The organism is Occallatibacter riparius (genome assembly GCF_025264625.1).
Classification (GTDB): Bacteria; Acidobacteriota; Terriglobia; order Terriglobales; family Acidobacteriaceae; genus Telmatobacter; species Telmatobacter riparius.
This window is the reverse complement of record NZ_CP093313.1, coordinates 3,588,286-3,600,506: the sequence shown is the minus strand read 5'-3', so window position 1 is coordinate 3,600,506 and position 12,221 is coordinate 3,588,286. Positions and strand designations below refer to the sequence as shown.

15 protein-coding genes are annotated in these 12,221 nt (G+C 56.5%); all 15 read right to left on the bottom strand.

The window, feature by feature from the left end:
• Window position 1 precedes the first annotated feature (1 nt).
• The 15 genes from MOP44_RS14585 to MOP44_RS14515 all read right to left on the bottom strand — a co-directional run bounded on the left by MOP44_RS14585 (window position 2) and on the right by MOP44_RS14515 (window position 12,094).
• A complete protein-coding gene (locus MOP44_RS14585) occupies window positions 2–364 on the bottom strand; it encodes a hypothetical protein (RefSeq protein ID WP_260790710.1) in 363 nt (120 codons plus the stop codon).
• Window positions 365–533: 169 nt separating this feature from the next.
• Entirely contained in the window at window positions 534–887 is a 354-nt protein-coding gene (locus MOP44_RS14580) for a hypothetical protein (RefSeq protein ID WP_260790708.1), read from the bottom strand.
• Window positions 884–1,741: a RepB family DNA primase gene (locus MOP44_RS14575; RefSeq protein WP_390905436.1), complete on the bottom strand. Its 858-nt coding sequence runs from the start codon at window positions 1,739–1,741 to the stop codon at window positions 884–886. Before MOP44_RS14575 ends, MOP44_RS14580 begins: the two co-directional genes overlap by 4 nt.
• Before the next feature lie 181 nt (window positions 1,742–1,922).
• Entirely contained in the window at window positions 1,923–2,294 is a 372-nt protein-coding gene (locus MOP44_RS14570; RefSeq protein ID WP_260790706.1) for a single-stranded DNA-binding protein, read from the bottom strand.
• A 496-nt stretch (window positions 2,295–2,790) separates the two neighbouring features.
• Window positions 2,791–3,771, bottom strand: a complete 981-nt coding sequence (locus tag MOP44_RS14565) for a CpaF family protein (protein WP_260790704.1) — start codon at window positions 3,769–3,771, stop codon at window positions 2,791–2,793.
• Entirely contained in the window at window positions 3,768–4,577 is an 810-nt protein-coding gene (locus MOP44_RS14560; protein WP_260790702.1) for a VirB8/TrbF family protein, read from the bottom strand. Before MOP44_RS14560 ends, MOP44_RS14565 begins: the two co-directional genes overlap by 4 nt.
• Before the next feature lie 165 nt (window positions 4,578–4,742).
• The gene (locus MOP44_RS14555) at window positions 4,743–5,663 is read right to left on the bottom strand and encodes a type IV secretion system protein (RefSeq protein ID WP_260790700.1); all 921 of its coding nucleotides are present in this window, start codon (window positions 5,661–5,663) and stop codon (window positions 4,743–4,745) included.
• 23 nt (window positions 5,664–5,686) lie between these two features.
• A complete protein-coding gene (locus MOP44_RS14550) occupies window positions 5,687–5,956 on the bottom strand; it encodes a hypothetical protein (protein WP_260790698.1) in 270 nt (89 codons plus the stop codon).
• Window positions 5,957–5,967: 11 nt separating this feature from the next.
• On the bottom strand, window positions 5,968–6,756 hold the full coding sequence (locus tag MOP44_RS14545) for a hypothetical protein (RefSeq protein ID WP_260790696.1): 789 nt from the start codon (window positions 6,754–6,756) through the stop codon (window positions 5,968–5,970).
• A 24-nt stretch (window positions 6,757–6,780) separates the two neighbouring features.
• On the bottom strand, window positions 6,781–6,999 hold the full coding sequence (locus MOP44_RS14540; protein ID WP_260790694.1) for a hypothetical protein: 219 nt from the start codon (window positions 6,997–6,999) through the stop codon (window positions 6,781–6,783).
• 14 nt (window positions 7,000–7,013) lie between these two features.
• Entirely contained in the window at window positions 7,014–8,273 is a 1,260-nt protein-coding gene (locus tag MOP44_RS14535; protein ID WP_260790692.1) for a TrbI/VirB10 family protein, read from the bottom strand.
• A 2-nt stretch (window positions 8,274–8,275) separates the two neighbouring features.
• The gene (locus MOP44_RS14530) at window positions 8,276–9,121 is read right to left on the bottom strand and encodes a TrbG/VirB9 family P-type conjugative transfer protein (RefSeq protein WP_260790690.1); all 846 of its coding nucleotides are present in this window, start codon (window positions 9,119–9,121) and stop codon (window positions 8,276–8,278) included.
• Window positions 9,122–9,138: 17 nt separating this feature from the next.
• Window positions 9,139–11,508, bottom strand: coding sequence for a VirB4 family type IV secretion system protein (locus MOP44_RS14525; protein ID WP_260790688.1), 2,370 nt, complete (start codon window positions 11,506–11,508; stop codon window positions 9,139–9,141).
• A complete protein-coding gene (locus MOP44_RS14520; protein ID WP_260790686.1) occupies window positions 11,489–11,752 on the bottom strand; it encodes a VirB3 family type IV secretion system protein in 264 nt (87 codons plus the stop codon). The genes MOP44_RS14525 and MOP44_RS14520 overlap by 20 nt, the downstream gene beginning before the upstream one ends.
• Before the next feature lie 9 nt (window positions 11,753–11,761).
• Window positions 11,762–12,094: a hypothetical protein gene (locus MOP44_RS14515; RefSeq protein WP_260796650.1), complete on the bottom strand. Its 333-nt coding sequence runs from the start codon at window positions 12,092–12,094 to the stop codon at window positions 11,762–11,764.
• Window positions 12,095–12,221 lie beyond the last annotated feature (127 nt).

Sequence of the window (12,221 nt, the reverse complement as noted above, 5' to 3'; positions counted from 1 at the left end):
TTTAGCTCCTCCCTGCGGAGACCATCTTCTGGATGATCTCCACCTTTCGGGTACCGATCAGTTCAAGCAGCTTGTCGAACGCTTCCGAAGGCATCTGCTGTCCACTCGCGAGCGGGCGGAGAACATTGATGAGCAGGAGACGTATGCCCACGACTTCCTCCAAGAGTGGATCGGCCGATCTGCCTCGCAGCTCACGAAGAATCACGTCCCGCATCCATTCACTTCGGGCCTGTCCCAATCCCTCCGCATGTTCTGTGACCTCACGATGCTCGTCCTGGGTGAGTTTTACAGTCACAGGGCATACCCGGTTAGCCGCGCTGCCGTCTTCGAAAATTGCGGCATTTTCTGTATCGAGAATCGCCATAAAATACCTCGAAATCTCAGGTGCACCCAGGTGCACCCGAATTTGCTATGTGGCTGGTTCTAAACAGGTGCACCTAAGTGCACCCAGCACGACCCTGTGAGGGGTGGAGTGTCGAGATACACCCGGTGCGCAGCACCGCTTACGTACTGCCAAGGATGTAGATGGAGGATCATGCCTTCAATCCCGCCGCAACTGCCGCTGTTTGGGGTGCCATTGGAGCCACGGAAACCGGCTTTTTCGTCGTAGCTTCCGCGCCATCATTGGCATTGCCTCGACGCACCCGAAGCGTGGGCGTAATCCGTTGCGCTTGTGGCGACTTCAAATACTCCTGAAAATCGCGGTCCTTGGCGAAGACATGTTTCAGCGATTCCTCGACGACATTGTCTGCCGGAGCTTTGATAAAGGCGGCGTACTGATCGACCAACAAAGCCGTCGAATCGGTGAGACGAATCGAGGCGCTGACGTGGCGAGTTTGGGTTATTTCGAGTAGTGGCATTGGGTTCTCCTTTTGGGCTGAAATCAAGCGGACTTTCTACGGGCGATCATGCCTTCTGCCGTGGCCGCAATTTCCCGCGCACGAGCGGAACAAAGTGCGGCGGGAAATTCGAAGCGACGGCGTGATTCGAGCATCGTAATGACGTCGTCGAAGCGGATGCCTTCTATTAGCCAAAGACGGGCCGAAGCAACATCCACGGTACGCTGCGCATAGTACAGCGGATTGGGTTTGTCAGAGCGGCGTGAAGCCAGCTCCCGGGTCAGCTTCGCGGCGTCTTTACCATGGGCAAGCTCGTGGGAAACCCACGCCCAATCGTTCTCCGAATTGCTATGTTTCGATTGAGACTTGCTGGGTGAAATCTCCCGCGCAACAAGCAGCGCATTGACTACGCCTGCGTCCAGATGGAAGTCATCGGGAGTCCAGATGGAATCGTCGGGATGTTCGACCGTGACTCCGTGGGCCGGATCATACTTCCGGTTCAGAAAGCCAGGGATACGCAGGACGCGGTTGCAATCGGTGCAAGCGGGATCGCCCCCGAAGGCGATAGCGAGCAACTTGAGCATCCGTTCCTGCTGCACAAAGTTAAAGCTTTCGACGCGCCAGAGCACCTGATACTTGCTGGGCGATGTTGAGAGAATGGAGGTCGGCGGCGGAACCAACTCCGAAGCCCGGAGTGCAGCGAGACGAGCATCCCCTTCTTCGTCGATATCGAGGTACAAATGCCGGACTAAAGCGATGCACTCTTTGGTGCGCTTCCGGCTGCCAGGACGAAGTGGATTCGCAGCGATATAGATATTGTTGCGACCATGTTGGTTTTGAAATGAGAGCCACGCCATGTATCGGGTTTCAAGAGCCTGCTCCAATCGCACGACACGCTGCATGGGGACTGCGGCATCCTGGTTGCGAAGCAGGATTGCAACGGTCTCTTCGGGAGCAAAGCAGCGTCTCAGGAAACGGGTAGCGATTTGACTCATAGCGGCACCTCTCGCGAGAAAGATTGTGTGGACCTTTGGCAGTAAAGAAGCCCGGCTTGCGCCGGGCTTCTTGCGCGGGGAAATGGACCTACGCGGCCACGTCCTCTTCGGAGCTTTCATCGAACTCTTCCTCTGCGGCAACCCGCTCTGCGCGGTCTAGCTTGAGGATGGATGTCACCCGGATTGTGTCGGTCTTCACACCCTTATATTCAGAATGCTGAATCTTTCCCTCGATCTGGATGTGAGCGCCCTTCTTGAGCTTGCCAGCGAACTCGGCCAGCTTGCCGAAGACGATGAGGTTATGCCATTCGGTGCGCTCGTTATACTTGCCGCTCTCTTTGTCCTTGCGGGACTCCTTGGTTGCAAGGGAGAGTGTGGTGAACTGCTTGTCGCTTTTGCCGGTGCGAAGAACTGCATCGCCGCCGAGAAAGCCCATTAGGATTACTTTGTTCAGGTACATGATTGTGTCTCCGTTTTGAGATTCCCGATCTGCTCGGGTCACACCTGGCGAAGCCCAGCGAGTGGGTCCGACTCCCAAGGCCGAAGTTCTGCATTTACGGAGGGTCCGTCACGGACGGAAACCGTAACCGAAGGCGGCGCAACACCGAGGCCTCGGCACGCGCTTGTTGCGTGGTGGGGTGGAAGCCGAAGCAGAAGAACGAGCCTGCCGCCGGGCGTCGGATTGACCCCGAAGCAATGACCATGCAGAAGGCGGGATACATACCGGAGACACCCGCCTGAACAATCCTCCAAGCGCGCATTCTGGCGATGCCATGAACCGGCAACCGCGGTTCGCTCACTCCCACCAGGATTTCCGCGAAGAGCCGCAATTGGGCGCTGAACCCGAATTTCTTTAGCTGGTCTGCGTCATGCTCAAGCGCACACCTTCTGATCGAAAGATGTGGCTCCGATTTGTCTGTGTGAAGCACCATAACGATTTTGATTCCATCCGCGTTTCATGCCACCGCTAGCGCAGAGGAAGCCAGATAGAGTTGCTCTGTCTCGAAGGATTGTTCCGCGTGGCTGTACCCCTTCACGGCAATAAGCTCGCGTACCCTGCGTCTGCCCGCATGATCGCGCTCGCAGTACAGGACGAAGTCGATAGCCTCTGCCGTCTCGGAACGGATGAATGAGTGGTTAAGATTGGCACGGGCACTCAGGGCAAGGTCAGAAAGACGATTCAGCGCGTCCCATGCGCTCTTCGCGTGAATCGTGGAGAGTGTTCCACCATGTCCCGTATTCATTGCTTGTAGGAGGTCATAGCCGCACTCGTCGCGGACCTCGCCCATGATGATGCGGTCGGGACGATGGCGCATAGCAGCGGCTACAAGTTGGCTCTGAGTCACAGCAACTTGGCCGGGAATCGCATCGACCGCCTCCCACCTGACGGCGTTTGGATGGGTCAGCTTCAACTCGGCCGGTTGCTCGATAACGATGAGCCGTTCATGCAGAGGGACATGATCAAGCAGAGCCTTCATCAGAGTCGTCTTACCCGAACCGGTCCCGCCGCTGATAATGCCATTCTTTCGCCCTGCGATAAAGCCGATCACGGTGTCACGAATCTGCTCTGGAAGACTGCCGGACTTAATGAGTTCATCGGACGTGAACCAGCGATTGAATTTTCTGACAGTGAACGTCGGTCCATTGATAGAAGATGGAGACCCTACAACAGCTACGCGGGAGCCGTCGGGCAGCCGTGTATTGAGGATTGGATTCTGGCTGGTGAGGTCTTGTCCAAGGATGCGGGCGACACGTTCGATTGCGGCCTGCAAGCGGTCGTTTGTATAGGGCGTGGAGAGGGTGATCTTTTCGATCACGCCGCCACGATCCGCATAGATGCCGGTTGTCCCGTTAATCATCAAATCCGAGATGGACGTGTCCAGTAAGAGTGACCGCAGTTCGTCGGGAAAGAACGGCAATATCAGTTCAAAGCTCATCGCAGTGCTCCTGCTGTTGTCGAAGCACTCCCGGTAGTGGCCGGAGCCGAAGCGCCGGGTGCAATCGGATCGACCGAGACGCGATTTTCGTGGAACTCTGTAATCGTAAGGCCCAGCGGGTTTATGAACTCATATTGCGGGTAGATTTTGGCTTGATCGCTGACCTGTTTGGGATTCAGGTAGTAGGTCAGACTGAGCATCCAATGCTCCGTTCTCGGCTCCCGCGAGTGGCTTGGCGAGTAGAGCCTATCCAGAGCCAGCAGCGCCGTTCCCCGGGCCATCAAAGCACCCTGCACTGTCTCCTGCGACATCGAGGTAATGGTGACGTTCTTCACCTCGACATCACTCTGCTCGATCTGGCCGCCCACGACCTGCGAGACCAGATGATTCTGGTTGTCATCGGTCATCAGCTGCGAGGCGAGGTTCCCGGACAGAAAGTAGTAGTTGAGCGGGTATTTCTTGGCTATGGTATCGCGCCCAATCGTGTAGCGGTAATTTGCCCAGTCGGTTATGTACGTCCGAATCTCGCCCTCGCGCGGGCTGTAGTTCAAATCGCTGTATTGGATGGCCTGGGCGCGGCCCATTTCGTCGATGCGGATATACCTGTTTACGAGTGGGCGACGGGCCAAGGATAAGTTCAGCCACATGGAGCCGCAAAGCAGAACTGTGCCGCAGGTGAGGATCAGCCGATAGGCCCTTCGTTCGGCATAATGTGAGGCATACACCTCGTTGCCAATCTGATCCGTAAGCAAGGATTGCTCCGGCGTCAAGATCGGTTGCTCATTGACTGCTGTTTGGGTGGACATGGGGAGAATGGCTCCTTTGCGTTACCGCTTGAAGAATCACGAAGGTGTAAACGGCCCCGGCGGCAATTGCGCCGAGGAATACAAGTAGAAGCATGAGCCTGATGATCCGCGCCTGAAGTACGCGACGAATGAACGCGACTTGCAATGCGAAGCGGAACATAGACTCTAGCCTCCTCCTGCTGTCATCCCCAAGGACGACGCCGTGCCGACGACTTTCGTGATACTTTCAGCCATTCCCGCCGCCCCACCAAAGATCGCTTGCGTCATGCTCGGGATAAAGAGCATGTTCACAATGAAGGCGACGAATACCATGATGCACGGAATCAGGTTGGCAAGCCACATCTCGATCGAATAATTTCCATTGAACGTCTGCTGGATGAAGCCATTCATGAACCCGCCCCATACGAAGATGAAGGCGGCTGCTACGGCACGAATCATGGCAAAGCTGATTAGCACATCGAGGAAGTGAAAGAACTTCGCGCGGAAAGTCTTCGTCATCAACAACGGAACAAAGATCGGGCCGAATAGCGCCGTCACGCCATAGAGGATGAACGCGCTGCAGTTGATCACAAATAGGATGGCGGACGCGATGCCGAGTAGCCCTTGCACGACGAAATAGCAAAGGATTTGCACCGGGGCCACGAGCGACGGCATCGCGGTATTGTCACCAGCGGTCTTGAGTAGCTGGAGCAAGTTGTCGAGCGCGTTCTGATCGAAGGCCGCAACCATTGCCTGAGCTATATATGAAAAGAAGTGGTTGATACCGAAGGTTGCACCGGGGAACGGATTCACCCAATAATTTTCGAGCAGGCAGCAGACGGTGAGCCGAACCAAGAAGTTCACCAAATCACCCGCATGGATGGGCTGTGCGTGAAAACGCAGTGTCATGGTCTGGGTATTCCAATTCACGACCATGCTGATGAGAGTGAAGAGCGAGATGCAAGCCAGTTCCGTGAGCCCAAGCTGCGTAAGCGCACCACCGTTCTGCGTCGTCAGATTGGTGAGATTGTTGGTGAACTGATAGAGCCAGTCGACGCCGGAACTCGCGCTCGGAAGTGCTTGCGCTAACAGAGCCACGGAAACCATATCGCCCCTCCCCTCGGTGACATTTAAGGAATGTACTTCTGCCAGGTCTTACCCTCTTTTGCGGCAGCGGAATTGTGCTTCTTCTTGTCCGCCTCGACACGCCGGCGAAACGCCTCATCTTCGGCCTTCCGTTCTTCGGACTCCTTCTGCTGTTGCTGAAGGATGGCTGCGGCTTTGGCAGCGGCAGCGGCGGCTTTCGCCGCCTCATGCCGCTGGTAGGTAATTGCGCCTCCGATAGCGGTGAGAGCTGCTAGGATGGCGAGCAGGATTTTTGTATTGATCGCTTTCAGCATTGACACCTCCCTTATGGCAGATAGGTACTCCAGGTCCTACCCTCATTGGATGCGCTGGTGTCATTGGCTGAACGCTGCTGCTGGACGAAGACGGCGGTGTTTAGGTCTTCGACATGGGCGTTGCGACGCTCCATATTGGCAAGCGTCATTTGTGACGCTAGACAGGCTTGCAACCTGCCCTGAGACTGCATCTCGGCGGCCTTCTGCGCTTCCGCCGCGTTTAGTAGATTGAGCTGCTGGACTTCACTGTTTGTGCCATCACTGCCATCGAATTGCTGCGCCAGCAGCGAATTGTTGGCCGTGATGTTACTGCTTCTGTCGCTGCGGTACTGCCCCACCGCGGTGAGACAGTCCGGAGAGACAGAATCAGAGGTCTCAATCAAGGCAAGTTGTGAGGTACGAGAGCCGCCGAGGGACTGGCTCGCAACGTAGGTAGGCAAACTGCCGTTCAACGCGACGGTAGCGGCCTTCCATGCCGTGCTCGACGCCGACGATGAGTTGGTGTTGAGCGCGATGCTCATGCCTGCTGTTTCACCAAACATGTTCGCAACGTTCACATTGTCGAGAGCATGAAGCGTTGTCTGCCACTGTTGCTTTGCTGAGAAATGAATGATGTTGTTCTTCAGCATGTTGTACTGCGTCTGAAGCGTTGTCAGCTGCGAGACGAGACTGCCGTAGCTGGTGGGGTCAAAGACAATATCCCCCATTCCGAACAGAGCGAAGCCGGGCGTCGCGGTGAGGAGCAATGCCGTGCCTGCCCCGACAAGCCATTTACGGCGGTTGGTCAGTGTGACTTTCATAAAGCCTCCTGTGGTTGGGTTGAACTACATGCACTGCGGGCAGGTAGGGTCGAGCCTGTCCATAGAAAATGCGTGAATATGCTCTGCGTTCGTAATCGCCTCGTCGGACTGAAGGTAGAGCCGCACAAGCGTGCTTCTTCCTGTGGCTGTCCCAAGAAGCAGAAGGAGCACGATTGCACCGATAGTCCCGGAGACCTGATACAAGCGATGAAGCAGAAGCAGATGCCCATAACGGTCATTCATCGCAACGCTCCTCTCTATAACGTCGGATCGACGCGATGTTCCGCGTAGGCAGGAATCAACAAGTCCGTGCCGATGTAAACGCGAGCACGTGAACCTTCCTTGAGCGTGATGATTGGCAGGCGATTGAGGAAGTGATTCAACACCTGCTCCCCTTCGACGGCCAACTGCTCGGAGATCCCGTTCCGAATCTGTACCGAAGGGTCAAGAACGCTGCCACCATTCCCGATCTGTGCCAGGCCTCCTAATCCACCAATAGCGGCGGCGGCGGCGAACGCCTGTAAATAACCGTGGTCCACCTTCGTGGCAAGGCCGGTCGTCCCGATCTGATCGAGGCCGATGTACTTGGCGAACTCCAGCGAAAATCCATCAGGGCAGATAGCGCGATGGAAGGTCACGAACATCTTGCGCTGTTGGACGTTGCCGACGCTCTGCACATCGCCCAGGAGGCGCGTGCCTTGCGGCAAGAGAAGCCGCTGGTGGTCATGGGAGTAGAGGTCGGTTGTGAGCGAAACCATGATGGGGCCGCTGAAACCTCCATCAATGTGATTGGTCACGACACCCTCAAGCACCGTTCCCTCGAAGATGCGGTACAGGCGGCCATCATAGGCATCGAAGTCATACCCGGACATCGCGTTGCCTTTGTTGTCCGTCTTGGCCTCTGCGTTGACAGGCTTTGAAGGAGCCGGGCCGCCGGCTGCGGTAGCAGCCGTCCCTTGCGCGCCCTCCACCGTCGCCGGGGACGTGCTGCTGTGCTCGAAGTCAATCGCTACGGTGTCACTATTGATTGCATCCTGCTGCTGCTTTTCCTTTGCAAGCTGCTTCTGCTTGGCCTCAGCCTGTGCCTGAGACATATTCGACGTGCGCTGTGGGGCATTGGGACTGTCGCCGTAGATCGCCGAACGCTGCGCGGTTGTCATCGGTGGTGCGCCCGCGGCTTCTGGACCGGGCGCGCCTTCGGTCTGCTGGAGCTGTTGAAGCGCTGCGTTAAGTTCCTGTTGATGTTGCCGCGCCTCCGCATCGCGCTGCGCTTGCAACTGTTGCTGCGACTCGAAGCTGTTTACCTGCTGTGCGTTCGGTGCTGCCGGGCGCATGGGCAATGCACTCGTGGGAGCACTCTTCTTGTTGCCGCTCAACAAACTGGAGACATTGGCGATGCCAATAAGCCCGATGATGACGATCAGAGCGATAACGACCGGCATACTCTTTCGCAGGGGAGGCTTCGACTCCGGCTGTTCAGGGATGGTTAAGGGAACGTTTTGATTCGGCTCCGGCATGGCTACCTCGCTTCCGCGGTGCGATGGAACTCCACCTTCTGTTTGCCGATGGCGAGATAGCCGTTGTCCAACTCCTTCGGAACCGTGTACAGGCCGTTCGAGAAATCGAAGTTGATCAGCGACGGCTTTTTGTCCTTCACCTCGTACAGAGCGGGCGTCTCCTGAAACTGCCCGCGTAGATACGTGAACTTGTCGTCGCGCCATATCTCCTGCAAGCCAAGGTTTTTACCCTTCGATTTATCCCACGCGTAGTCAAAGTGGAGGGAGGCGGGATACTGACTGCGGTATGCCTCTTCCTGTGTCTTTTCCGCTTTCAGCGAGATGGCCTCGGCCGCTTGCGCAACTGCCGCCTCCTGCTTGACTTTGTCCAGTTCAGCGGCAGGCACGAAGACAGGCATCTCGGCCAGTTTGTCCTTCGCGGCTTTGTCTCCTGGCGCAACAAAGATTTTGGAGTCGAAGTGAGGATCGTCGTCGCCGGAAACTTCCCGCAACTGGAGCGTGTATTCATTGCCGTGGTCAGAGACGATATGAACGTCCGTCGTGCTACCTGCGATTTTCGGCTTGATGCTAATGAAGCGACTGGCGACATGACCGCCGTCAAACACCCAATCCACCGTGTCGCCGGCAAAAACGTTCGCTACCTTCTCTTCGGCAGGGAGCAGGATGAGTGTCGATTGCAGAAGCCCGGCGCGGACCACAGGCGGCGTATCCGCCTCGGACACGGTAATGGTGCGCGGCGCATCGGGCTGGAGGTGCTTGGCATCGGGAGTGCCGGGGCCAGAGGCAAGGGCGGCGGTGGCAGCAAATGCAAGTCCACAGGCGATGAAGGTAATGATCGGTGCTCTCATTTCTCTGGTCCTTTCAGTTAGGCAGACTCGCCCTGGGCGAACCTCGTGATGCCCTCGGCGAGTCCGTACTTGGTGATCAACTTCGACCGGCGGACCCGGTCCTTTGGCTTCGTGGAAAACGTCGCATAGCTGCGTGCGTCGAGATTGAAGCAAACGACCTTCGTGAGCCCGTCGCGACGAATGTAGAGTGCTTCGCGGTCTCGCAAGCTCTCTAAGAGAGCGAGTTGCTGTTCTGTCATCTTGAACAGTTCGGCGTACCGCTTGCGGTTGAACGTCGCGTCTCTCAGAAACATAAAGGAAGTACAGGAGTTCACAATGGAATCGGCGTTCTTGCCAAGATCTTCCGCCGACTGCCCTATCAGGGTCACGCCGCCAAGATTCTTGCGTGCAGTCTTGATAGAAGCGAGAGCACCTTCGAGCAATTGGCGATTCTTCATTGAAGAGAAAATCTCCTCGATCAGAATGTGCTTCGGTACCCCGAGGTTCGCGGGATCGTACAGCACATCGTTAATGCGATGGAGCAGCCACACCATCAGCGGCTCAATGAGGTCAGCATTCTGCACGTTGTTCACGCCCTGGAAGTCAAAGCACTGGACGCGGGAAAGCGAGAGGCTGTCTTCCACGTTGTCGAAGATGGCGCTATACACGCCCCTTCCAACCCATTTCGACAGGTAGCGGTCGAGCTTCTTGGGCAAGAAGAGATTGGATAGGCGGCGATTCTCGGGGTCGAGCAGGTAGATATCCTGCACGGCCTTGTGAATCACATCATCGTCTTCCGGCTCCAGCTCTGCGCCGCCGTTAGTCAGAAGCAGCTTGATAAAGCTGTACAGGAACTTGATGTTGCTCTCGGTCGGTTCCTGAGCGAAAAGCGCAACGCGCGGGCCATCTTTGCCGATGCGGTCTACGCGCCCGCCGTACAGTTCGACGACGCTCTCGTAGCTACCTCCAATGTCGAAGATGTAGGTGAAGCCCTCATACTTCTGCTCAAACGCAACGGTCGCATTGCCGATCACGCTTTTGCCTGAACCTGTAGGCCCGATAATGAGCATGACGCGCACTCCGTCCACATACACGTCCTGAAAGAATGGCGTTCGTGAGCGTGTCTCGAAGACGTTGAGATATTCGGAGTCGAGATCTTCCGAGTGCGGATGGCCGATATATGGCGCAAATACCGAAGACAGCCGGGCATGGTGTTCCTCGGAAAGCCACATCGGAAAAACATTGAATTTCCCATTGCCGGGGAACATGGCATAAAACGCACAGAGGTTGCCAAGCGTCTCTTCGATCACCTGCGCCCGTGCATCGACAAATATCCGATGCACGACGGGCGCGGTAGCGCGTAGTTGTTCCGCGCTGTTGGAGGCCACGAGGAGGCGTAGGGAATATTCACCCAGTGCCTTCTTATCCAACTCACGAATGACAAGGCTTAGGTCATCGACACTGCTATTCGCGGCCTTTGCTGCGGCCCCGGTTTCGAGGGAGGCCACATCTCGCCCGCTCATCACGCGCGCCAAGACTCCGACTTTGAAGAAAGAGATGAATTTCTCCTGTGCGTCGATCTCATGCCGCGCGGCGGCTGTTGATTTCGGCCGCCACGTCGAGCACAGCACGCTGTCGCAATCAAGCGTCAGCAATCCGGAGAAGAGACAGGGCCGGGAAGCGTCCGGGGTTGTCTTGAGCGAGAACATCTGCACGTAGCGTTTCCCGACGCGGAGATGGTCGCTATGCCAGGCGATGGGATTGCCGACGATCTGGCGGTCTATCCCTGTGTCATCACGGAGCTGTGACTGAGCCGCCCATTCTTCCAAATTGAAGAGATAGGAAAAGAACCGAAATGCACTGTTCTTGTCCAGCATCCGCATCCCTAGCATTGCGCCGAGATGCCCTTCCAGAATCGTTGCCGACTTCTGAAGCTCCGCAAGCATCCGTGAATTGTCGACGGATGTCTCTTGCGGCTTACGCTCGAAGGCTTTCAGCTTGGACGGTTCCAGAGTGAAACACCAGTGAAGGTCAATGCGTCTGAACCCTGCGGTCTTCTCAAGAAAGTCGAGACGGTCATCGACGAATCCCTGCGTGACAGGATTGCTGTACGTCGCTTGCCGGGGCAATTCATACCCGGACATCACGCGGGTGTACTGATACAGGCACGAATCTTCCGGGAGTGCCCGCAACGCGCCTTCAATCGAACGCATCCGCGATTCGAGTTCCTGATCGGTCAGACTCTCTTCGTCGATGCCCGCGAGCGTGAACAGGCATCCGTAGCCGCCGCCCTTCATCGCGAAGATATTCGGGCCAATGAAGCGTGCAATCGGAACGATGCTGCACGCGGCTCCGGCCTTTGCGAACCACGGAACGAATTTGGCGTGCTCAGTATTTGCGCGGGTCATAGTAGGACTTCTGGTTGAGGCTCAGGCCCCAGAGTTGAAACATCTTCGGGTGTTTGCGGACGATGAGCCACGCAGCAATTGCGAGCGTGGGGAACGCCATCATCGCCAAGAGACGAAACCCAACGAGGAAAACCGTTACGCAGACGAAGACAATCGCCATCCATGCGCTGAGGTCCAATCCGAGCTTGGCTCGTGGCCGGTTAAGCGCCTGATTGATTGGTAACGGCTCTCCCCGCTTGGTCATAGGCGCACCTCACATGGACTGACCGGTCAAAGACCCGATCCATCCTGCGCCCCATCCGAGCACTCCGGCGCCGAACAGTGCGCCGAAGAGACCAGGAATTGCGTCTTGGAACCGACCGCTCATCATGCGGATTCCCGCAAAGATGAGGCCTCCGAGACAGATGACAGCGCCAGCGTACATCGCGAACGTTTTGAAGGTTGACATGAGTGTTTGCGCGCCAGAGAAGTCCATCGTTCCCTGGGCTTGGGCTACGGTGGCAAATGCCGCCGCAAATAGGTAGGGGACAAACAGGCGTGCAAGACGGTAGTGAGTTGGCTTGGAGATGAATCGTTCCCGCTTCATTGCGGCCGGGAGAATCGGATGGGATGTTTGGGGCATTTGCTCCTCCGGACGGCAATGTTGTTCGCCGTCATGTTTCGGAAGTTAATGCCACACAGAAATTTCGTCCAAGACTTCTTATCTATAGTGC

Bases quoted from the DNA above. Each gene is read 5' to 3' on its own strand.
- MOP44_RS14525 (WP_260790688.1), bottom strand. From the start codon at position 11,508: ATGACCCGCGCAAATACTGAGCACGCCAAATTCGTTCCGTGGTTCGCA.
- MOP44_RS14550 (WP_260790698.1), bottom strand. From the start codon at position 5,956: ATGCTGAAAGCGATCAATACAAAAATCCTGCTCGCCATCCTAGCAGCT.
- MOP44_RS14575 (WP_390905436.1), bottom strand. From the start codon at position 1,741: ATGCAGCGTGTCGTGCGATTGGAGCAGGCTCTTGAAACCCGATACATG.
- MOP44_RS14545 (WP_260790696.1), bottom strand. From the start codon at position 6,756: ATGAAAGTCACACTGACCAACCGCCGTAAATGGCTTGTCGGGGCAGGC.
- MOP44_RS14555 (WP_260790700.1), bottom strand. From the start codon at position 5,663: ATGGTTTCCGTGGCTCTGTTAGCGCAAGCACTTCCGAGCGCGAGTTCC.
- MOP44_RS14560 (WP_260790702.1), bottom strand. From the start codon at position 4,577: ATGTCCACCCAAACAGCAGTCAATGAGCAACCGATCTTGACGCCGGAG.
- MOP44_RS14520 (WP_260790686.1), bottom strand. From the start codon at position 11,752: ATGACCAAGCGGGGAGAGCCGTTACCAATCAATCAGGCGCTTAACCGG.
- MOP44_RS14565 (WP_260790704.1), bottom strand. From the start codon at position 3,771: ATGAGCTTTGAACTGATATTGCCGTTCTTTCCCGACGAACTGCGGTCA.
- MOP44_RS14585 (WP_260790710.1), bottom strand. From the start codon at position 364: ATGGCGATTCTCGATACAGAAAATGCCGCAATTTTCGAAGACGGCAGC.
- MOP44_RS14535 (WP_260790692.1), bottom strand. From the start codon at position 8,273: ATGCCGGAGCCGAATCAAAACGTTCCCTTAACCATCCCTGAACAGCCG.
- MOP44_RS14570 (WP_260790706.1), bottom strand. From the start codon at position 2,294: ATGTACCTGAACAAAGTAATCCTAATGGGCTTTCTCGGCGGCGATGCA.
- MOP44_RS14515 (WP_260796650.1), bottom strand. From the start codon at position 12,094: ATGAAGCGGGAACGATTCATCTCCAAGCCAACTCACTACCGTCTTGCA.
- MOP44_RS14540 (WP_260790694.1), bottom strand. From the start codon at position 6,999: ATGAATGACCGTTATGGGCATCTGCTTCTGCTTCATCGCTTGTATCAG.
- MOP44_RS14530 (WP_260790690.1), bottom strand. From the start codon at position 9,121: ATGAGAGCACCGATCATTACCTTCATCGCCTGTGGACTTGCATTTGCT.